Annotated in this window: 18 protein-coding genes and 4 tRNA genes; 12 read left to right on the top strand and 10 right to left on the bottom strand. The window is 41.9% G+C overall.

The genetic code is table 11. The annotated features are described in order from the left end of the window. Window positions 1-28 precede the first annotated feature (28 nt). The 3 genes from AC5YCD_RS00510 to AC5YCD_RS00500 form a co-directional block, all read right to left on the bottom strand. On the bottom strand, window positions 29-319 hold the full coding sequence (locus AC5YCD_RS00510) for a co-chaperone GroES (protein WP_067729023.1): 291 nt from the start codon (window positions 317-319) through the stop codon (window positions 29-31). Window positions 320-504: 185 nt separating this feature from the next. Beyond that, the gene (locus AC5YCD_RS00505) at window positions 505-1,275 is read right to left on the bottom strand and encodes a metallophosphoesterase family protein (protein ID WP_496128173.1); all 771 of its coding nucleotides are present in this window, start codon (window positions 1,273-1,275) and stop codon (window positions 505-507) included. Next, the gene (locus AC5YCD_RS00500; protein WP_496128172.1) at window positions 1,256-2,191 is read right to left on the bottom strand and encodes a diacylglycerol/lipid kinase family protein; all 936 of its coding nucleotides are present in this window, start codon (window positions 2,189-2,191) and stop codon (window positions 1,256-1,258) included. The genes AC5YCD_RS00505 and AC5YCD_RS00500 overlap by 20 nt, the downstream gene beginning before the upstream one ends. Window positions 2,192-2,605: 414 nt before the next feature. On the opposite strand from AC5YCD_RS00500, the gene AC5YCD_RS00495 reads away from it, so the two are divergent. The 3 genes from AC5YCD_RS00495 (at window position 2,606) to AC5YCD_RS00485 (ending at window position 6,582) form a co-directional block, all read left to right on the top strand. Further along, complete coding sequence (locus AC5YCD_RS00495; RefSeq protein WP_496128171.1) at window positions 2,606-4,435, top strand: phosphoenolpyruvate carboxykinase (GTP); 1,830 nt, start codon at window positions 2,606-2,608, stop codon at window positions 4,433-4,435. A 307-nt stretch (window positions 4,436-4,742) separates the two neighbouring features. Further along, window positions 4,743-6,059, top strand: coding sequence for an MFS transporter (locus AC5YCD_RS00490; RefSeq protein ID WP_496128170.1), 1,317 nt, complete (start codon window positions 4,743-4,745; stop codon window positions 6,057-6,059). Between the two features lie 94 nt (window positions 6,060-6,153). Next, the gene (locus AC5YCD_RS00485; protein WP_496128169.1) at window positions 6,154-6,582 is read left to right on the top strand and encodes a hypothetical protein; all 429 of its coding nucleotides are present in this window, start codon (window positions 6,154-6,156) and stop codon (window positions 6,580-6,582) included. A 24-nt stretch (window positions 6,583-6,606) separates the two neighbouring features. Here the strand turns inward: AC5YCD_RS00485 and AC5YCD_RS00480 are convergent, their stop codons facing one another. Both AC5YCD_RS00480 and folD read right to left on the bottom strand, forming a co-directional pair. After that, window positions 6,607-7,275 (bottom strand): class I SAM-dependent methyltransferase, encoded by a 669-nt coding sequence (locus AC5YCD_RS00480; protein WP_496128168.1) that lies wholly within the window; start codon window positions 7,273-7,275, stop codon window positions 6,607-6,609. 311 nt (window positions 7,276-7,586) lie between these two features. Next, window positions 7,587-8,435, bottom strand: coding sequence for a bifunctional methylenetetrahydrofolate dehydrogenase/methenyltetrahydrofolate cyclohydrolase FolD (folD, locus tag AC5YCD_RS00475; RefSeq protein WP_496128167.1), 849 nt, complete (start codon window positions 8,433-8,435; stop codon window positions 7,587-7,589). Between the two features lie 154 nt (window positions 8,436-8,589). On the opposite strand from folD, the gene AC5YCD_RS00470 reads away from it, so the two are divergent. The 5 genes from AC5YCD_RS00470 to AC5YCD_RS00450 all read left to right on the top strand — a co-directional run bounded on the left by AC5YCD_RS00470 (window position 8,590) and on the right by AC5YCD_RS00450 (window position 9,950). Continuing rightward, window positions 8,590-8,663, top strand: a tRNA-Cys gene (locus AC5YCD_RS00470). 10 nt (window positions 8,664-8,673) lie between these two features. Continuing rightward, a tRNA-Leu gene (locus AC5YCD_RS00465) sits at window positions 8,674-8,759 on the top strand. A 118-nt stretch (window positions 8,760-8,877) separates the two neighbouring features. Then, on the top strand, window positions 8,878-9,600 hold the full coding sequence (locus AC5YCD_RS00460) for a hypothetical protein (RefSeq protein ID WP_496128166.1): 723 nt from the start codon (window positions 8,878-8,880) through the stop codon (window positions 9,598-9,600). Window positions 9,601-9,710: 110 nt separating this feature from the next. Further along, window positions 9,711-9,796: transfer RNA gene (locus AC5YCD_RS00455), tRNA-Leu, on the top strand. Window positions 9,797-9,864: 68 nt separating this feature from the next. Beyond that, window positions 9,865-9,950 (top strand) — tRNA-Leu (locus tag AC5YCD_RS00450). Between the two features lie 108 nt (window positions 9,951-10,058). Here the strand turns inward: AC5YCD_RS00450 and AC5YCD_RS00445 are convergent. The 4 genes from AC5YCD_RS00445 to rlmE all read right to left on the bottom strand — a co-directional run bounded on the left by AC5YCD_RS00445 (window position 10,059) and on the right by rlmE (window position 14,057). Then, window positions 10,059-10,373, bottom strand: a complete 315-nt coding sequence (locus tag AC5YCD_RS00445; RefSeq protein WP_496128165.1) for a DUF5713 family protein — start codon at window positions 10,371-10,373, stop codon at window positions 10,059-10,061. A 75-nt stretch (window positions 10,374-10,448) separates the two neighbouring features. After that, window positions 10,449-11,303, bottom strand: coding sequence for a dihydropteroate synthase (gene folP, locus AC5YCD_RS00440; RefSeq protein WP_496128164.1), 855 nt, complete (start codon window positions 11,301-11,303; stop codon window positions 10,449-10,451). Between the two features lie 71 nt (window positions 11,304-11,374). Next, window positions 11,375-13,270, bottom strand: a complete 1,896-nt coding sequence (gene ftsH, locus AC5YCD_RS00435) for an ATP-dependent zinc metalloprotease FtsH (RefSeq protein ID WP_496128163.1) — start codon at window positions 13,268-13,270, stop codon at window positions 11,375-11,377. A 136-nt stretch (window positions 13,271-13,406) separates the two neighbouring features. Beyond that, window positions 13,407-14,057 (bottom strand): 23S rRNA (uridine(2552)-2'-O)-methyltransferase RlmE, encoded by a 651-nt coding sequence (gene rlmE, locus AC5YCD_RS00430; protein ID WP_496128162.1) that lies wholly within the window; start codon window positions 14,055-14,057, stop codon window positions 13,407-13,409. 195 nt (window positions 14,058-14,252) lie between these two features. Between rlmE and yhbY the strand changes: the two genes are divergently transcribed. Together yhbY and AC5YCD_RS00420 are read left to right on the top strand one after the other, a co-directional pair. Continuing rightward, window positions 14,253-14,576: a ribosome assembly RNA-binding protein YhbY gene (yhbY, locus tag AC5YCD_RS00425; protein WP_496128161.1), complete on the top strand. Its 324-nt coding sequence runs from the start codon at window positions 14,253-14,255 to the stop codon at window positions 14,574-14,576. A gap of 9 nt (window positions 14,577-14,585) precedes the next feature. Beyond that, window positions 14,586-15,125 carry a DOMON-like domain-containing protein gene (locus AC5YCD_RS00420; RefSeq protein WP_496128160.1) on the top strand — a complete coding sequence of 180 codons (540 nt, stop codon included), beginning with the start codon at window positions 14,586-14,588 and terminating at the stop codon, window positions 15,123-15,125. 33 nt (window positions 15,126-15,158) lie between these two features. Here the strand turns inward: AC5YCD_RS00420 and AC5YCD_RS00415 are convergent, their stop codons facing one another. Continuing rightward, the gene (locus AC5YCD_RS00415; protein ID WP_496128159.1) at window positions 15,159-15,728 is read right to left on the bottom strand and encodes a hypothetical protein; all 570 of its coding nucleotides are present in this window, start codon (window positions 15,726-15,728) and stop codon (window positions 15,159-15,161) included. A gap of 310 nt (window positions 15,729-16,038) precedes the next feature. Between AC5YCD_RS00415 and carA the strand changes: the two genes are divergently transcribed. Both carA and carB read left to right on the top strand, forming a co-directional pair. Beyond that, on the top strand, window positions 16,039-17,181 hold the full coding sequence (gene carA, locus AC5YCD_RS00410) for a glutamine-hydrolyzing carbamoyl-phosphate synthase small subunit (protein WP_496128158.1): 1,143 nt from the start codon (window positions 16,039-16,041) through the stop codon (window positions 17,179-17,181). 13 nt (window positions 17,182-17,194) lie between these two features. Beyond that, the gene (gene carB / locus AC5YCD_RS00405; RefSeq protein WP_496128157.1) at window positions 17,195-20,425 is read left to right on the top strand and encodes a carbamoyl-phosphate synthase large subunit; all 3,231 of its coding nucleotides are present in this window, start codon (window positions 17,195-17,197) and stop codon (window positions 20,423-20,425) included. The last annotated feature ends 36 nt before the right edge of the window (window positions 20,426-20,461 follow it).

Genomic DNA, 20,461 nt, shown 5'->3' with positions numbered 1-20,461 from the left:
AATTATTTAAGTGAATTAAAAGGACAAATTAAGCTTCAAGAACCGCTAAGATGTCAGATTCTTTCATAATTAAAAGCTCTTCGCCGTCAACTTTTACAGTTGTACCTGCATAAGTACCGAACAATACTTTGTCGCCCACTTTAACGTCTAAAGCGCGTACACCATTGTCCGTAATTTGACCATTACCTACAGCAATGATTTCGCCTTGTGCTGGCTTTTCCGCAGCAGAACCTGGAAGTAAAATACCGCCAGCCGTTTTTGTTTCTTCTTCAACACGACGGATTACTACGCGGTCATGTAATGGACGAATGTTGCTCATAGAAAACTCCATCAAATAAGTCTTAAAGTAAAAGACGTCAACTTCGACTTTTTTATTCCTTCAGTCAACGCCATTAAAATCTATGACTCAGTTGTGGGGATGGAAAAAAACGCTTCAAGGGCAAAAATTAAAAAAAATGCATTTTTTGCTCATTTTTTAATCTTTAGCGATAATTTTGTTTAATCTTAAGCATTCGCGGCGCCTCGAATAAAACATTGTTTCACATGATCAAAATAATAATGCGTAACTTGTCCATTGGCGTGCAGTGTATTTAAGCTATTCGGTAAGCCTTGATGTAGACGATAGGAAGTGGCAGTGCCTGCCTGAATGGCAAGCACGGGATGCTGGGCTCTTAGATGATAAATTTGATTTAGGTCATGCACAGCTGTTTGATGTAAATGCCCATGCAACACTGCATTAAGTCCACTTTGGCTCCAAGTTTCTAGCGCGATTTTGCCTAAAATTGGACAATCTTTAAGACCATGTCGATTATGCGGCGGTGTATAAAAAGGTTGATGGGCCAGTAACACTTTATATTTATGAGGTGGTGCTGCTTTAAGCTTGGCATCAATGCGTTGAATTTGCTCAAGCGAAATATGGCCTTTGGTATGATAACGCCGACGAATACTATTTAAACCTAAAATATAAAAATGCTCAGTCTCTAAAGTACTTTCTAAACTGCCAAAAAATAATTGATAGGTATAAAAGGGTTTGACTGCCCGTTGCCAAACCGCGTATAGCGGAATGTCATGATTACCTGGTACCACCAAATACGGCAATTTCAAGCTGTCTAAAAATTGTTTGCAGGCATAAAACTGACTTAGTCGCGCGCGTTGAGTCAAATCACCACTCACCACAACAGCTTCTATAGGATTATTTAAACAAAACTCTCGAATCGCGGTTAAACAGACTGGTTTTTCAGTCCCAAAATGTAAATCAGACAGATGCAGTAACATGAGGCACCACCACCTTTAATGCAGCATGATCCACCCAAATTTTTAAAGGCGGTTTGACTTTGACCAATTCACCATCAATCGCAAGACTTAGCTTTTTGGCCCGACTATGAATAATCACCTGATCTGCAGCAAAGCTATGTACATCTGCTGTACGTTCTAACTGACCCCGTATAAGCTGCCATAACATTTTAAATAAAGTGAATTTATCGGTCTTGGCCACCACCACACCTGCGACTTTGCCTGCCGCTGCATCTTTGGCAATTTTTAAATTGAGTTCTGCCAACTGTAATTGATTATTGCCTAAAAACACTAAAGGTGTGGTCACTGGATAACGTTGTCCATCAACCTCCACATCAAGCTTTAATTCTTTACGATCTCGAATAAGTACATCTAAACCTGAGGTATAGGCGTTTAGGGTTAAACGCCCCAAATAATGGTTATAACGTTCACGTTTTTGAATAAAAAGTGGATACAAGCCTAAACTGGCATTATTTAGATAAATATACTGATTTAAACGCGCCACATGTACAGACTGAACTGCGCCTTGGCTAATCACTTGAGCTGCTTCAATTAAATCCAAAGGAATACCCAACACACGCGCCACATAATTAAAGGTGCCTAAAGGCAAAATCCCCATTTTAATGGGGGTATGCAACAAGTAAGCCGCGACCGCATTTAAGGTTCCATCCCCCCCTGCTGCTACGACTACCCCTTCAGGTTGCTGTTGATGGCGCTCTAAGACATGCTGCATCATCTGTTGAAATTGCGCCTCATCACGCATTTCAAAACTTTGAATGCTAAAACCTGCTTCACTCCATAAGGTCATGATTTGTTCATAGACGCTTTCTTTATGATTAGCATGAAAACCAGATTTTTGATTATAGATAACCGACAGGGGAATTAAAGCGGGCGCCATAGGAATTTCCTTTTATCATGCTGCTAATTTCGAGCAATTTACAGGCAAAGAAAACAGCTTTTATGTAAAATTCAAATCAGCATCATTTATTTAATCAATCATAAAATTTATTTAAAAAATGATTATAAGATATTGTTTTTTAAAACAATAATAAAAATAAATACTCGACATAAAAGCAATGAATCCCAAAAAAAAAATACAATATTAGTTGTAACATATTGTTTCATATGATTTTTTTAAAATTTAATTCTTTAAAAGCCAAAAAAATCAGCATCATGCTTTAGTCTTATTTTTTTTGCAATTTTATGCTTTAATAGCGCCACTTTTTTTCATATTGAGTTCAATTTCTGCACTGCATGCGAGATTGAGCTGTACTTTTTGTACATTTTGTACATATTTGAGATAGGCCTCACCATGACCCAAGTGAACGCACCAGCATTCGTTCGTCACCCTAAGCTTATTGCATGGGTTGAAGAAATTGCACAATTAACTAAACCTGCAAAAATCGAATGGTGTGACGGTAGCCCAGAAGAATATCAACGTTATATCGACTTGATGATCGCTAACGGCACAATGCAAGCGCTTAACCAAGAAACTCATCCAGGTTCTTACCTTGCGAACTCTGATCCTTCTGACGTTGCTCGTGTTGAAGGTCGTACTTATATTTGTTCAGAAAACAAAGAAGACGCTGGCGCAACGAACAACTGGGAAGCTCCAGCTGAAATGCGTGCTCGTCTGAACGGTTTGTTTGACGGTTCAATGAAAGGTCGTACTTTATACGTGGTTCCTTTCTCTATGGGTCCTTTAGGTTCTCATATTGCCCACATTGGTATTGAACTCACTGACTCTCCTTATGTTGCTGTTAGCATGTCTAAAATGGCACGTATGGGTAAAGCAGTTTATGACGTTTTAGGTACTGATGGTGACTACGTACCTTGCGTACACACAGTTGGCGCGCCGTTAGAAGAAGGTCAAAAAGACGTGGCTTGGCCATGTAACCCAGACAAATGGATCGTACATTACCCAGAAACACGTGAAATCTGGTCTTATGGTTCAGGTTACGGCGGTAACGCATTACTGGGTAAAAAATGCTTAGCTTTACGTATTGCGTCTTATATGGGTCGTCAACAAGGTTGGTTAGCTGAACACATGCTGATCCTTGGCGTGACAAACCCACAAGGCGAAAAACACTACATCGCAGCAGCATTCCCATCTGCATGTGGTAAAACAAACTTCGCGATGTTAATTCCACCAGCAGGTTATGAAGGTTGGAAGATTGAGACTGTAGGTGACGATATTGCTTGGATCAAACCAGGTGAAGACGGTCGTCTATATGCAATCAACCCAGAAGCTGGTTTCTTCGGTGTAGCACCTGGTACAAATACCAAAACTAACCCGAACTGTATGGCAACACTTCATAAAGACGTGATCTATACCAACGTTGCTGTGACTGACAATGGCGAAGTTTGGTGGGAAGGTCTTTCTAAAGAAGCACCTGCAAATCTTACCAACTGGAAAGGTCAACCTCACACTGGTGAAGAAAAAGCGGCTCACCCGAACGCACGTTTCACCGTATCTGCAGGTCAATGTCCTTCGATTGATGCTGACTGGGAAAATCCAGCAGGTGTTCCAATCTCTGCATTTATCTTTGGTGGTCGCCGTGCGGACACAGTGCCTCTAATTTCAGAAGCATTTGACTGGGTTGACGGTGTTTACAAAGCGGCAACAATGGGTTCTGAAACCACTGCTGCTGCTGTTGGTCAACAAGGTATCGTTCGTCGTGACCCGTTCGCGATGCTTCCTTTCGCTGGCTACAACATGGCCGACTACTTCACGCATTGGTTAGAAATGGGCGAGCAAGTTGCTGCTAAAGCTGAAGCTGCGGGCAACAAACTTCCTGGTATCTACAACGTGAACTGGTTCCGTCGTGATGCTGAAGGCAACTTCGTATGGCCTGGTTTCGGTCAAAACATGCGTGTTCTTGAGTGGATCATTGATCGTTGTGAAGGTCGTGCAACTGCTGTTGACACGCCAATCGGTCGCGTTCCAACTTATGAACAGTTGAACTGGACAGGTACAGACTTCTCTAAAGAGCAATTTGACCTTGTGACTTCTCAAGACAAAGATCAATGGATCAAAGAACTTGAAAGCCACACTGAATTGTTCGACAAGCTTGGTGATCGTATGCCAGAAGCGTTGAAAAAACGTCAAGCAGAGCTTTTAGAAGCGGTTAAATCTGCATAATTGCTGATTTAAGTCAAAAAAAGGTCGCGTAAGCGGCCTTTTTTTTATGCACCAAAATATAGCGAAAATCTTATCTTCTGAGAATATATGCGCTAATAAAATACCAACTTATTAAAAAACACAATAAAACTTAAGCATTTGTTAAATTTTAATCATTTTATTAATAGGTGATTAAGTACTAAGCTAATTTTGCACTAATGTCTTATCTGATTCATTTCAATAAACACTTATAACTCAGCCACAATAATTTTATTAATTGCCATGTGAGGGTCATGGACAATTAATCTCAATGATTCGAGGAGAATTCATGAGTCAAACTACACCAACATCACCGCCAACCATTGACCGTAAAACACGGGTGAAATCGATTATCGGGGGGTCTGCAGGTAACTTAGTCGAATGGTATGACTGGTATGTATATGCCGCATTTACGCTTTATTTTGCACCACGATTTTTCCCAGAAGGCGATGACACGGTTAAATTATTGCAAGCTGCTGCTGTATTTGCCCTAGGCTTCTTAATGCGTCCGATTGGCGCGTGGGTCATGGGCATTTATGCTGATCGCAAGGGTCGTAAAGCAGGCCTTTCTCTTTCTGTATCATTAATGTGTTTAGGTTCCTTAATGATCGCCTGCGCACCTACTTATGATACGGTAGGGATGCTAGCGCCCGCAATCTTATTACTTGCACGTTTATTACAAGGCTTAAGCGTTGGTGGTGAATATGGTTCGAGTGCCACCTATTTAAGTGAAATGGCGGGTAAAAACCACCGCGGCTTCTTCTCGAGTTTCCAATATGTCACCTTAATTTCAGGACAGCTTTTAGCGCTATGTACGCTCATTGTATTGCAGCGTACTATGAGTGAAGCAGCACTGAGCGATTGGGGCTGGCGTATTCCATTTTTTATTGGTGCAATCTTAGCGGTTGTGGTGTTTTGGATTCGTCGTGGTTTAGTCGAGAGTGAATCTTCTAAGCAAGCACAAAAACAAGCGGCTGAGGGTGGGCCTAAATCGGGCGCGATTGAACTATTTACCAAGCATCCTAAAGCAGCGTTTACAGTAATTTTATTAACTGCGGGTGGTACATTAGCATTTAATACATTTACCACCTATTTGCAAAAGTATTTGGTGAATACTTCAGGTTTTGAAAAAACTACAGCAACAGAAATTACTACTGCTGCAATCTTTATCTTTATGTTAATCCAACCTGCAATTGGTGCGCTTTCAGATAAAATCGGTCGTAAGCCAATTATGATTGCCTTTGGTGTACTCGGTGTACTGTTTACTATTCCAATCTTCAATGGCTTAGCGACAACATCAAGCCCAACCACAGCGTTTATGCTGTGTATGAGCGGTATGTTAATTGTATCGGGCTATACTGCGATTAATGCTGTAGTGAAAGCAGAATTGTTCCCTGCTCATATTCGTGCTTTAGGAGTGGCCTTACCTTATGCAATTGCCAATACATTATTTGGGGGTACTGCAGAGCTTGTAGCATTAAGCTTTAAAAATGCGGGACATGAAACTTACTTCTTCTACTACATTACCTTTATGATTGGTATTTCTTTAGTGACTTACATCTTTATGAAAGATACTAAGAAACATTCGATGATTACTGACAATTAAATATTGTTGTGTAGCAGATGTAAAAAAGCGCCCAGTCAGGGCGCTTTTTCTTTATGATACAACAGCCTAAAACCAACAATAAATGGAATGCTTTATGCAAAATATCTATAAATTCGCGGCTTTGTCTGCGCTTGTTTTATTAGCAGCTTGTCAAACCACTCCACGTAGCTATAACGGCGTTACAGGTTATAGCGTTGAAACCCAAACCCCAAATAGTGCCACCTTAGCTTACACTTTAGCAGGCCGTCAAAATCAGCAGTTAGATGCCAATAAGTTACAGGCAGCCTGTCAAAAGGTTTTAGGGCATCAACACCATTATCAAATTAAAGTCCTGAGCATCAATGAAATTGCTAATCCTACGCAAATGGATGAGTCTTATGGACGTCAAATTGGCAATACACGCACCCAATTTGCTTTAAGCAATACACAAGAGCTTCATAGCCAACAAAACTATGCCACCTTACAAGCGCTAGAAGCGCGTCCAAGTACACTACATGTGGTACGTTATACCTGTAGCCTGTAATCTGCTCAGTCTTGTAAGACGCTCTTACAGCGTCTTATAAAAGCTTACATTACGAAATTCAGGTGATTCATCTAAATCTGGCCATGTGGTGGCACTTCGCTCATCTAATTTTTGGTATTTTGGATGACTAAAGTTTTTAACACGGCTATCTGCGACCCATACTTCTGGGGCAAATTTTAAAAATTCATCTAAGAAAAAACGATTACACTGGTCATACAGCACATCAGCAGCCAACAATATATCGACTTGTTCAGCTTTATATAGATCATCTAAATATTCAAGCTCAACACCATTCAGTATTGCATTGGCACGGCACGCATCAAGACTAACCTTGTCGATATCACAACAAATTACACGTTTAGCACCAGCCATTTTTGCCGCAATCGCACCCCCCCCCGAACCTGCACCAAAATCCAACACCACTTTATCTTTAACATGATGAGGCTCTGCCAATAACCATTGCGCCATTGCCAAACCTGATGCCCAGCAGAAGATCCAATACGGCGTATCATTCCAAATCCGACGAATCACGTCATCATCGAGTTTATCGGTTGGAAAAACAGGTGGAATGAGCCAAAGAGAGATTGGAGTTTCGGGCAATTGCTGCGCATATAATTCACAATTAGGAATCACAGTATGCAAGGATTTTAGTAAATGTTCAGGCGCTTTGGGAAATTGGAACGTGCAGGTCATTAGAATTTTATTTTTCGGATATGCAAAATTTGATGTTAAGAACAGACATTAAATTCAAATGAAAGTTCCCTCTCCTGAGCGAGATTTAAAGCACTGCTTTTAAATCGAAGCGCAAGGGAGAGCTAAAAAGAGGATTATTTATAAAAAAGTACCCTCGTCCTAGCCTTCTCCCTGAGCCATATATAGTGTAAAAGAGGCCTTAGAATCTCCCCTAACCCCTCTTTAGACAAGAGGGGGAAAATTCCCTCCTGAGCTAAATTTACAGCACTGCTTTTAAATTTAGCGCAGGTGGAGGGTTAAGGAGGATTAAATTAACCCAACGCCTTCTCAGCCGCTTCAACCGTTTGACGGATCAAAGTTGTGATGGTCATTGGACCTACACCACCTGGAACTGGTGTATACGCAGATGCAATCTCTTCAATACCTTGTAATTGAATATCACCTACACCGCCGCCATCACGTGGATGGAAGCCAGCATCAACAACCACAGCGCCTTGTTTGATCCAATCTTTTTGGATTAATTCTGCTTTACCTACTGCACCAACAATGATGTCTGCTTGCTTCACAAAGCTTGCAAGATCTTGCGTACGTGAATGGCAAATGGTCACAGTGGCATTGGCTTCAAGCAACATAGCAGCCATAGGTTTGCCTAAAATTGCAGAACGACCGACAACAACCGCATGTTTACCTGCAATTTCAATGTTGTTTTCTTTTAAGATCGTCATGATGCCCGCAGGAGTTGCAGAACCATACGCTGTTTCACCCATTGCCATACGACCGTAGCCCAAGCAAGTTACACCATCGACGTCTTTTTCAAGTGAAATAGCATCAAAGCAAGCACGCTCATCAATTTGTGCAGGCACTGGATGCTGTAACAAAATACCGTGAACATCAGGATTGGCATTAAGTTTCTCAATTTCAGCCAATAACTGTTCAGTCGTGGTCTCTTTTGGAAGTTCAACTTTTAATGAATCCATACCGACGCGGCGGCACGCATTCCCTTTCATACGTACATAAGTTGCAGATGCACCATCGTCACCGACCAAAATAGTCGCAAGGATTGGAGTACGACCTGACTTTGCTTTTAACGCTTCTACGCGAGTGAATAAGTCAGCTTCAATTTGCTTTGCCAATGCACGACCATCTAAAACTAATGCCACGGCACTTCTCCCAAGTGTTGATATGAATCAATTTTGCACATAATACATGATATTTTCAGGTTTTTTTCGCTATATGTATATTTTATAAGCATTTGAGTAATATCCCCTATTGCGTTTTTTTCTGACCCTGCTAATATACGCATCAACAAGACGTGGCGGGGTGGCAGAGTGGTCATGCAGCGGACTGCAACTCCGTGTACGCCGGTTCGATTCCGACCTCCGCCTCCATCTTGTTAAAGCCCGAGTGGTGAAATCGGTAGACACAGGGGATTTAAAATCCCCCGCCCACAAAGCGTGCCAGTTCGAGTCTGGCCTCGGGCACCATTTTATACAACTTAAAATGGTGTAAATAAAGAACCCAGCATTAAGCTGGTTTTTTTATGCCTAAAATTTATAAATCGATTATATTAAAACATTATTTTTCTCGTTTCAGCTGGACACTATGCGGTCTGATCAAAAAATCTCGCAATATTTACAAGAGCTTGAAGCTAAACACCCACAAGCCCTGCGTGGTAATTTTCTATTCTACAGTGCTTTAAAAACCAAAGGCATGCTGGATGAACTCAAAGAACTCATCCCTTGGGCTTTAGCCGCTCTGATCTTTATTCCAAGCCATTTTATTTTAAAACATTTCATCACACGCTTTGGTTATGCCGAACATGCCCTACACCTTGCGACTTTAAGCATTATGCTAGTGTTTATGCTGTATGTACCATTAATTTTAAAACAAGCCAAACATAGCTCACATTACTTTTATCAGCAGCAAAAACATGCACCGATTAAATTAGCTACACTGATTATTTTACAAGCGCTAAACATGGTTTACCTAGACAGTGTGTTTTTACAAGGCATATTGCTGTTCTTTGCTATTAGTTTTGGCTTTGTACGTTTTTATAAAGAAAATCTATTTCGTGAGCAGGCTACATTGCATGACTACTCTGCTCTACAGCAAATCCGACGCGCCAGTTTTTGGAGCTATAAACAAACCATTGCTGCAAAATGGCGTTATCGTCTAATGAAAAAAGGCACCAAACAAGCCAAATTACAAAGTGTGAAAATTCAATATTATTTAACTTTACATGTACAGCTCTATAAATACGAGCATGAATTTTGCAAAAAAGTAAAACACACCGACATCGAAAAGTACTTAGATAGCTTAATGTAAGGAAAATCTGTGCTTTTATTAAACACAAACACATGATTTGCTTAAAAATATAGCAAATAATCAAAACAATGCTTGCCATATAAAAATTAGTTCTTTATTATTGCGCTCATGCCCGAGTGGTGAAATCGGTAGACACAGGGGATTTAAAATCCCCCGCCCACAAAGCGTGCCAGTTCGAGTCTGGCCTCGGGCACCATTTTAAATTAGTTCGTTAAAATGGTGCGGTAAAAACTTTTAAGTCTTTAACAAAAAAATTGAACTAAAGCCCGAGTGGTGAAATCGGTAGACACAGGGGATTTAAAATCCCCCGCCCACAAAGCGTGCCAGTTCGAGTCTGGCCTCGGGCACCATTCTTAACTTAAAGAATGGTGCAACAAAGAACCCAGCGTTAAGCTGGTTTTTTTATGTCTAAAATTTAATAGGCATAAAAAAGCCCCGTAATTTACAGGGCTTTGATTCTACCATTCACGGTTTGAGACCAATTCTTCCATCTCAAGGTCCATATAACCGTACTCTTGCGCCACCATCATCATGGCTTCAGCAATATAATCGGCAGCCGTATCATCTAAACTTGAATCTAGATCTTCAAACTGTGGTTTCATCTTATTCAGCTCAATCACGGTTGCTTGGGCAAAATGATAGATTTCCGCTTCAGATAAATTACCTTTAGCAATTTTTTTGGCAAACTGTTCAACGAGTTGCTTCACTTCAGCAACGAGAATATCGGGATAATATTCATCATCAAACATTGGGAGAAGTAAATCTGCAAACATACAGCTCTCTAAACTAAATGCATTAAAGCGAGCCTATATAACATAATTTAACCAATTCACCAAATTTACAGCCTATTAAAGTCCGCCTTGCATGGCTTGCCAAACTTTAAGTGCATCGGCTGTCGCTTTAACATCATGCGCACGTACCATACATGCACCTTGTTGTACACTGAGTAAATGCCCTGCCACAGAACCAATCGCACGTTGCTGTGCTTCTGCTCCACCTAATGCTGCCCCAATAAAACGTTTACGAGATAATGCAGATAGTATTGGATAACCAAGCTGATTAAGCTGATGTAACTCATTTAATAACTGTAGATTTTGCTCAGCATTTTTAGCAAAGCCGAAGCCTGGATCAATCATGATGTGTTCAGGCTTTACGCCTGCATCTAGCGCATCTTGTACACGTTCAGATAACTCACGCATGACATCTTGCGTGACATCTGTATATTGATCAAGATTGTTCATGGTGGTGGGTTCACCACGCATATGCATAATAATCACAGGGATATTTAAGGCAGCTGCAGTTTCAATTGCCTGTGGACGGGTTAAAGCACGTACATCGTTCCAAATATGTGCCCCTGCCGCAACTGCGGCCTGCATTACTTTAGGCTGTGAGGTATCAATTGAAATTGCGACAGGATACTGTGCTAAAGCTTCAACCACAGGCACAACACGCTGTAGCTCTTCTTCTACACTCACCGCAGCTGCACCTGGACGGGTTGATTCACCACCAATATCAATCACTGTAGCACCTTCGGCAATCATAGCTAAAGCACGCGCTAACGCAGCATCTTTACTATTATACTGCCCACCATCACTAAAAGAGTCTGGTGTTACATTTAAAATACCCATGACATGAGGGCGAGACAGGTCAAGTTGCACATGACCACATTGCCAAATACGTTGCGGTAAAGGCATTAGCTGCATATCAATCTCCTTATTACAAATTGCATTTTAACAGCCCCAATAAAAAAGAGCCTCAATTGAGGCTCTTTTTATTAGCTACTGCTACTTGGTAGCGGTGGCGGTGTGGTTGGTGCCTCTACAGGCGTCACATCCAACACAGGGTTATCAGCAACATATACTTTTGGTGGCTGTGGCTCTCGACCTTCCATGATGTCACGGATTTGGTCACGATCAATAGTTTCCCATTCCATCAGCGCTTTAACCATCGCATGGGCAATATCTTTGTTATTTTCTAAGATATCACGGGCAACTTTATATTGTTCATCTAAGATACGACGGATTTCACGATCAATCTCAAGCTGAGTGGTTTCCGAAATTGTACGGCTACCAATACTGCCCATGAAAGATTGCTGTGAATCATCTTCATAGACCATAACGCCCATCTTGTCAGACATACCGTATTTGGTCACCATCGCACGCGCCATTTTAGTGGCACGCTCAAAGTCATTTGATGCACCAGTCGACATTTGATTAATGAACACTTCTTCGGCAATACGACCACCAAACAAGATTGAAAGTTCATTTAACATTTTGTCTTTGTAATGGCTGGTTTGGTCATGTTCTGGCAACTGCCAAGTCACACCCAAGGCCCAACCACGCGGCATAATTGTCACTTTATGTACAGGGTCAGTACCTGGCAGCATTTCCGCGACAATCGCATGGCCTGCTTCATGGTAAGCCGTAGCACGACGTTCTTCTTCACGAATCACCATCGATTTACGCTCAGGACCCATATACAGCTTGTCTTTAGCATCTTCAAAGTCATGCATATCGACAGTGTTTTTGTTACGACGTGCAGCAAACAAAGCCGCTTCGTTGACAAGGTTTGCCAGCTGTGCACCAGAGAAGCCCGGTGTACCGCGTGCTAAGACTTTTACATCAACACCAGTTGTAGAAGGTAATTTGCGTAAATGTACATTTAAGATTTGCTCACGACCTTTAATGTCAGGCAAACCGACCATCACTTGACGGTCAAAACGACCTGGACGCAGTAATGCTTTATCCAATACATCGGCACGGTTGGTTGCAGCAATGACGATAATACCTTCATTGCCTTCAAAACCATCCATCTCAACCAACATTTGGTTGAGTGTTTGTTCACGTTCGTCGTTACCGCCGCCCGTACCTGAACCACGGTGACGACCAACAGCATCAATCTCATCAATAAAGATGATACATGGCGCATGGCGTTTAGCTTGTTCGAACATATCGCGTACACGTGATGCACCCACACCCACAAACATTTCGACGAAGTCAGAACCTGAAATACTAAAGAACGGAACTTTCGCTTCACCTGCAATCGCCTTAGCAAGCAAAGTTTTACCCGTACCCGGAGGACCAACCATTAACACGCCTTTTGGAATAGTTGCACCAAGACGTTTAAATTTCGAAGGGTCTTTTAAGAAATCTACGATTTCAACCACTTCTTGTTTTGCTTCGTCACAGCCTGCAACATCGGTAAAGGTCACTTTAATTTGGTCTTCGGTCAGCATTTTTGCTTTCGACTTACCAAAACTCATTGGGCCATTTTTACCGCCTGCACCACCACCCATGTTGCGCATAAAGAACATGAATAACAAAATGATTAAAAGCACAGGGAAACTTGCAATGAGAAGTTGCATCAATAAACCTTGGCGCTGAGGTGCAGTACCTTCAACGACAACATTTTTCTCAATCAGGCTTGGCATCAGTTCAGGATCTTGAACCGCTGGGCGAATGCTCTCAAATTGAGTGCCATTAGTCTTTTCGCCACTAATTCTTTCGCCATCAATTGTAACTTGCTTAATTTGGCCAGCATCCACCGCAGCAACAAACTCTGAATAGTTCATTGCTGTTGGCTTATCACTGCTACTGATATTGCTGAAAATCAGAATCAGTACGCCAAGTATCACCAGCCACAATACGGCATTCTTGAAGAGATCGCTCAAAGCTTTATTCCCATATCAATCTAATTTGATCATGCCCGAGGTGGGTGTGATCCTAAAGGTTTCGCTGAAGATCAGCTGTCAAAGTTGAAAAAGTACAAAATGCACAATTTTTAACGGCTTGGCAAGTAGACTTTGTTTATTTAAACGCTTTCTTACGCCCTTGACCCAATAAGAAAACTTCTTTTGAGCGCGCACGTGATGCCGCAGGTTTAGCCGTTTTTAATACATCAAAGTTAGTGACAACTTCTTTACGGAATTCGTCAAAGCCTGTGCCTTGGAAGACTTTGACCAAAAACTGTCCCTTAGGGCCAAGTACTTTAGTCGCAAAGTCAAGCGCTAACTCACAAAGATAAATTTGACGCGGCTGATCAACAGCCTTATTACCAGATGTATTGGGGGCCATATCAGAAATTACAACGTCTACTTGGCGTCCATCTAAAATTTCGAGCAATTTATCAAACACTTCTTGCTCACGAAAATCGCCTTGTAAGAAGGTCACGTCAGGCAATGCATCCATTGGCAAAATATCGGACGCAATCATCAGGCCCTTACTACCGACCAATTTTCCAGCAATTTGTGACCAACTTCCTGGCGCTGCACCCAAATCCACCACGGTCATGCCTGGTTTGATCATTTTATATTTTTCTTGAATTTCAAGAAGTTTATAGGCTGCCCGGGCACGATAACCTTCCTTTTGTGCTTTTTTTACAAAAGGATCATCTAAATGCTCTCGCATCCAGTCACGACTACTTTTGGATAATTTTTGGTTGGTAATGCGTGTCGCCATAACTCTCTAAATACAAAAAACTTCTAATCTTTAAGTGTACGTGAAAAACACAGTTTTTGCAGTATCCAAGTGTATCTAAATTGCCAAGCAATGCAGATTTTTTCTATGAACAAGATCGATTATTTGCACAGTTTTTACAGCGTTTAAGCTTGCAATTTGCTATACTAAGCCGTTTTTAAAATTAGGTTATATTTCATGGCGGCTTTATCTATTCAGGAACGTAAGCGTTTACGTCAAATTGGTCACGCACTTAACCCAGTGGTGATGCTTGGCGGTCAAGGTTTAACTGAGAATGTCATCGAAGAGACTAACCGTGCTTTAAATGATCATGAGCTCATTAAAGTGAAAATTGTAGCGGAAGATCGCGAAGCACGTGCAGCGTTAATTGAAGAAATTGCGCAAGTAACAGATGCTCAAATTGTACAAACGATTGGTAAAATTGTATTGCTTTATAAAAAAGCGGCAAAACAAAACCAAAAGTTATCTAACCTTGTGCGTCACGCACATTTGTCTAACTAATTTTAGATTATGGCAAGTTATGAACTCAGCGCCTTTGAACGTCGCTTTGAGGCGATTTCAATTGTAGGTGCCATTGAGAGTTTAAGCCCATATACCTTAAATGTAGGCTTTTGGGTACGTGATCCAAATCAATGGATTATGTGGCCTAAAGTTGTTGCTGATCAAACACGTCAAGATTTTCTTTGGCAAGATACTTGTTTTGAGATGTTTATTGGCGTGAAAGGTGAAGATTATTATCGTGAGATTAATCTTTCCCCAAGTGAAGCTTGGCAAGTGTATCAATTTGAAGAATATCGTTATCCAGAAGATATGCCACCGAAAGCGGCATACGATATTGAATTGAACAGTTTAAAACGTACGCATTATGGTTTAAGCGTCAGTCTAGACTTAACTGAGTTTATGTTAAAACATAAATTAAAATGGTCAGATCTGTTTATCGGTTTAACTGCGGTACTTCATACCACACAAGGCCAACACCTGTATGCCATGCAGCATAGCGGTGCGCAAGCCGACTTTCACAACAAACGTGATTGGTTACATGTATTTTAAAAAGTGAGCGTCAAGCTCACTTTTTTTTATCTCTTAAACCTGAGGTTTACTGTCATCTTTTGCTTCAGGTTTAGCCGCTTTATTTAAAGCTTCTAAGGTATGTTCTTTAGAACGCTTAAAGGTTTCTGTCAGTTGTTCTTTGTGTTTGAGTGAAATTTCACTTACATCTTGTTTTAGCTCTTTACCAAGCTTAGATAAGTCTTCAAGGACTGCATTAAACTCTGCTTTAACAAAAGCACTAATTTCAGACAAATCAGCTGTTTTAAGCCCTTTTAAGTTTTCTAAGCGTTGTAATAAATCTTGTTTCAGTTGACCAATCTTTTCTTGCACGCCTAGATTCTTTTCTGTGCCTTTTTCATCACTTGATTTGTCAGCGACCACTTGCTCAACCTCAGCTTTGACTTCAGCAATTTTGTCTTGAACCTGTTCGAGCTTGGGTGCTACTTTGTCTTGGGCTTGCTCAACCTTAGCTGTCACTTTGTCTTTGACTTCCGCTGCTTTTTCAAGCACCTTATCTTTGGTTTCTACAGCTTTAGTTGCAGACTTATCAGCAGCTTCTTTTACTGGCGTTTTTGTTTCTGGTGTTTTATTTTGTTCAGTCATTTGTCGTTCCTATTTTTGTTTATGATCTAATCAGCTTAATGGAAGTTGATAAAATTTAAGTTTTGATTTGTTAGACAATTCTAAAATGCTTACATTTTTTTGCATCTGCTCAACAAACAGACTTTCAGGCAAAAATCAAGGGATTTATCTTACATATTCAAGTGAAACTAAATGGACTTCCCCTTGTTTAGAGCGTATAATGCCGTGTTAAGTTCAAGCGAGCAGACAGAGGGAGGATAGGTTAAAAAAACAACCTTCCTTTTTTTTCGTCTTCTCGCTTTTTTACAGCCTAAATTTCAGGAGCTTTGGTTTGAGCACTCCCGCCATTTTAGCCCTTGCCGACGGTACGATCTTTAAAGGAACGTCTATCGGTGCATCGGGTAGTACGACTGGTGAAGTCGTTTTCAATACTGCCATGACTGGCTATCAAGAAATTTTGACTGACCCAAGTTATGCACAGCAACTTGTAACTTTAACTTACCCACATATTGGTAACACGGGTTGCAATGAAGAAGACGCTGAGTCAGGTCGTATTCATAAAGTATGGGCCAACGGTTTAATTATCCGTGACCTTCCTTTATTGCATAGCAACTTCCGTGCCGAACAATCACTGGGTGATTACTTAAAAGCACATAACGTTGTTGCCATTGCCGATATCGACACTCGACGATTAACACGTATTTTACGTGATAAAGGCGCACAAAACGGCTGTATCTTAGCTGGCGAAAATGTAACAGAAGAACAAGCATTAGAAAAAGCGCGTGCATTTGGCGGTTTAAATGGTTTAGACCTGGCTAAAGAATGTTGTGACCCAGAAGGTTTTGAGTGGACTGAGGGTTCTTGGACACTTGGCCAAGGCTTTAAACAACCTGAACTTAAATTCCATGTTGTTGCATACGATTACGGTGTCAAAACCAACATCTTACGTATGCTCGCAGACCGCGGTTGTAAATTGACTGTTGTGCCTGCACAAACTCCTGCTGCTGACGTACTTGCACTGAATCCAGATGGCGTATTCTTATCGAACGGCCCTGGCGATCCAGCTGCATGTGACTACGCAATTGAAGCTGTAAAAACCATTGTAGAAGATGCTCGCAATATTCCTGTATTTGGTATTTGCTTGGGTCACCAAATTCTTGCTTTAGCAAGTGGCGCTAAAACTGTGAAAATGCCTCACGGTCACCACGGTGCCAACCATCCTGTACAGAACATCGAAACTGGTACAGTGATGATTACTTCACAAAACCACGGCTTCGCGGTAGATTTCGACACTCTACCTGCAAACCTAAAAGCAACGCACAAATCGCTGTTCGACCAAACTCTTCAAGGGATTCATCGTACAGACAAGCCTGCGTTCAGCTTCCAAGGTCACCCTGAAGCAAGCCCTGGTCCACATGACTGCGCACCATTGTTCGATCATTTCATCGAACTTATCGAAGCATCTAAGAAGTAATTAAGGAAGCATCATGGCTAAACGTACAGACATTAAAAGCATCTTAATTCTAGGTGCTGGTCCAATTGTAATTGGTCAGGCGTGTGAATTTGACTATTCAGGCGCACAAGCATGTAAAGCACTTCGTGAAGAAGGCTACCGCGTTATTTTGGTCAACTCGAATCCAGCGACCATTATGACTGACCCTGCAATGGCAGATGCAACGTATATCGAACCGATTACATGGCAGACTGTTGCAGCGATCATTGAGAAAGAACGCCCAGACGCAGTTCTTCCAACCATGGGTGGTCAAACTGCATTGAACTGTGCCCTTGCCCTTGATGAGCACGGCATTTTAGAAAAATACAATGTTGAATTGATTGGCGCGACCAAAGAAGCGATTGAGAAAGCTGAAGACCGTAAATTGTTCGATGAAGCAATGCGTAAAATCGGTCTTGAATGTCCAAAAGCTGACATTGCTGAGTCAATGGAAGAAGCTTTAGAAATTCAAGCGCGCTTCGGCTTCCCTGTGATCATTCGTCCATCATTCACCATGGGTGGTTCAGGTGGCGGTATCGCCTACAACCGCGAGGAATTCATTGAAATCTGTGAACGCGGTTTCGATCTTTCTCCAACCAAACAATTATTGATCGATGAATCTTTAATTGGTTGGAAAGAATACGAAATGGAAGTTGTTCGTGACAAAAACGACAACTGTATCATTGTATGTACCATTGAAAACTTTGACCCAATGGGCGTGCACACAGGTGACTCAATCACGGTTGCGCCTGCGCAAACATTAACGGACAAAGAATTCCAGTTACTACGTAATGCATCTTTAGCGGTTCTTCGTGAAATTGGTGTAGAAACAGGTGGCTCTAACGTTCAGTTCGGTATTTGCCCGAAAACTGGTCGTATGGTTGTGATCGAGATGAACCCGCGTGTATCACGTTCATCTGCCCTTGCTTCTAAAGCAACTGGTTTCCCAATTGCGAAAATTGCGGCGAAATTGGCTGTAGGTTATACCCTTGATGAGTTGAAAAATGACATCACTGGCGGTACAACACCTGCATCATTCGAACCTGCAATTGACTACGTTGTAACTAAGATTCCTCGTTTTAACTTCGAGAAATTCCCACAAGCTGACGCAACACTGACTACTCAGATGAAATCTGTGGGTGAAGTGATGGCGATTGGTCGTAACTTCCAAGAGTCTATGCAAAAAGCGCTTCGTGGTCTTGAAGTGGGTGCATCTGGCTTTGACGAAAAAATCGAAGTGGGTACTGAAGGCGCTAAAGATAAAATCTTACAAGAGCTTAAAGTTCCAGGTCCTGAGCGTATTTGGTACGTAGGCGATGCATTCCGTCATGGTTTCACCTTAGACGAAGTCTTTGCTGCAACCAATATCGACCGTTGGTTCTTGATCCAAATCGAAGACATCATCAAAACTGAAGAACAAATCAAAACTTTAGGTTTTGGTGATTTGAATGCCGACAATATCCGTGCATTCAAACGTAAAGGTTTATCGGATCTTCGCATTGCGGACTTGATGGGCATTTCACAAAAACAATTCCGTAAACACCGTTGGAACTTAGGCGTAATGCCAGTTTACAAACGTGTGGATACATGTGCAGCTGAATTCGAATCTGATACAGCTTACATGTACTCAACTTACGATGAAGAATGTGAAGCAAACCCATCGAACAAAGACAAGATCATGGTGATCGGTGGCGGTCCTAACCGTATTGGTCAAGGTATCGAGTTCGATTACTGCTGTGTACACGCGGCGCTTGCAATGCGTGAAGACGGCTATGAAACCATCATGGTGAACTGTAACCCTGAAACGGTTTCTACAGATTACGACACCTCTGATCGTTTGTACTTCGAACCAATTACCCTTGAAGATGTTCTTGAAATCGTACGTATCGAGAAGCCAAAAGGCATTATCGTACAGTACGGTGGTCAAACACCTTTAAAATTGGCGCGTGCTTTAGAAGAAGCAGGTGCACCAATCATTGGTACATCTCCTGATGCAATTGACCGTGCAGAAGACCGTGAACGTTTCCAACAAATGATTCAACGTCTACAACTTCGTCAACCAAACAACAGCATCGTAAAATCTGCTGAAGAAGGTATGGCGGAAGCTGCGAAAGTTGGCTACCCACTTGTGGTACGTCCTTCTTACGTACTCGGTGGTCGTGCGATGGAAATCGTGTATAACGATGAAGAATTACGTCGCTACTTACGTGATGCGGTTCAAGCATCTAACGATGCCCCTGTTCTGCTTGACCGTTTCTTAGATGATGCCATTGAAGTAGACGTTGACTGCGTATCTGACGGTAAAGATGTGGTGATCGGCGGTATCATGCAACATATCGAACAAGCGGGTATTCACTCAGGTGACTCAGCATGTTCGATTCCTCCGTACTCTTTATCTAAAGAAGTGCAGGACGAAATGCGCCGTCAAACCATCGCAATGGCAAAAGAGCTTGGCGTAATTGGTTTGATGAACGTTCAGTTTGCGGTTAAAGGCGACGACGTTTACATCCTAGAAGTGAACCCACGTGCATCACGTACTGTACCGTTCGTGTCTAAGTGCATCGGTGAATCTTTAGCGAAAGTGGCTGCACGTTGTATGGCGGGTCAATCTCTTGAGTCGCAAGGCTTTACTTCAGAGATTATTCCTGAACACTTCTCTGTAAAAGAAGCAGTGTTCCCATTCAACAAGTTCCCTGGTGTTGACCCAATCCTTGGCCCTGAGATGAAATCTACAGGTGAAGTGATGGGCGTTGGTAAAACATTTGGCGAAGCATTCTACAAAGCCGTGCTTGGTGCAAATGAACGTTTACCGGGTCTACCAACGACAGGCGAAATCAAACACGCTTTCATCTCTGTTCGTGACTCAGACAAGCCACGCGCAGCAGGCATCGCGAAGCAACTGATTGACTTGGGCTTCAAGATTCTTGCAACTGATGGTACATTTAAAGTACTTAGCGATGCGGGTCTAGCATGTGAACGCGTTAATAAAGTGACTGAAGGTCGTCCTAACATTGTGGACCGTATTAAAAACGGCGAAATCCACCTTGTGATTAATACGACTGAAGGTAAAAAGGCACAAGAGGATTCATTCTCGATCCGTCGTTCAGCGCTTCAAGGTAAAGTGTATAACACAACCACCTTGAATGGTGCAGACGCAGTATGCCAAGCTTTAGCCATTAAATTACCAATGGACGTATACCGTTTACAAGACCTAACCAAAGGTTAATTTATTTCCCGAGAAGTCCCGCTGCCTCTTGGTGGC

Source organism: Acinetobacter sp. CY05 (genome assembly GCF_059515805.1).
The sequence above is the reverse complement of the archived record's forward strand: the minus strand, read 5'-3'. Positions and strand labels throughout refer to the sequence as shown.

Bases quoted from the DNA above. Each gene is read 5' to 3' on its own strand.
- AC5YCD_RS00460 (WP_496128166.1), top strand. From the start codon at position 8,878: ATGCGGTCTGATCAAAAAATCTCGCAATATTTACAAGAGCTTGAAGCT.
- AC5YCD_RS00490 (WP_496128170.1), top strand. From the start codon at position 4,743: ATGAGTCAAACTACACCAACATCACCGCCAACCATTGACCGTAAAACA.
- rlmE (WP_496128162.1), bottom strand. From the start codon at position 14,057: ATGGCGACACGCATTACCAACCAAAAATTATCCAAAAGTAGTCGTGAC.
- AC5YCD_RS00505 (WP_496128173.1), bottom strand. From the start codon at position 1,275: ATGTTACTGCATCTGTCTGATTTACATTTTGGGACTGAAAAACCAGTC.
- AC5YCD_RS00480 (WP_496128168.1), bottom strand. From the start codon at position 7,275: ATGACCTGCACGTTCCAATTTCCCAAAGCGCCTGAACATTTACTAAAA.
- AC5YCD_RS00510 (WP_067729023.1), bottom strand. From the start codon at position 319: ATGAGCAACATTCGTCCATTACATGACCGCGTAGTAATCCGTCGTGTT.
- AC5YCD_RS00420 (WP_496128160.1), top strand. From the start codon at position 14,586: ATGGCAAGTTATGAACTCAGCGCCTTTGAACGTCGCTTTGAGGCGATT.
- yhbY (WP_496128161.1), top strand. From the start codon at position 14,253: ATGGCGGCTTTATCTATTCAGGAACGTAAGCGTTTACGTCAAATTGGT.
- carB (WP_496128157.1), top strand. From the start codon at position 17,195: ATGGCTAAACGTACAGACATTAAAAGCATCTTAATTCTAGGTGCTGGT.
- AC5YCD_RS00495 (WP_496128171.1), top strand. From the start codon at position 2,606: ATGACCCAAGTGAACGCACCAGCATTCGTTCGTCACCCTAAGCTTATT.
- AC5YCD_RS00445 (WP_496128165.1), bottom strand. From the start codon at position 10,373: ATGTTTGCAGATTTACTTCTCCCAATGTTTGATGATGAATATTATCCC.
- AC5YCD_RS00415 (WP_496128159.1), bottom strand. From the start codon at position 15,728: ATGACTGAACAAAATAAAACACCAGAAACAAAAACGCCAGTAAAAGAA.
- AC5YCD_RS00500 (WP_496128172.1), bottom strand. From the start codon at position 2,191: ATGGCGCCCGCTTTAATTCCCCTGTCGGTTATCTATAATCAAAAATCT.
- folP (WP_496128164.1), bottom strand. From the start codon at position 11,303: ATGCAGCTAATGCCTTTACCGCAACGTATTTGGCAATGTGGTCATGTG.
- AC5YCD_RS00485 (WP_496128169.1), top strand. From the start codon at position 6,154: ATGCAAAATATCTATAAATTCGCGGCTTTGTCTGCGCTTGTTTTATTA.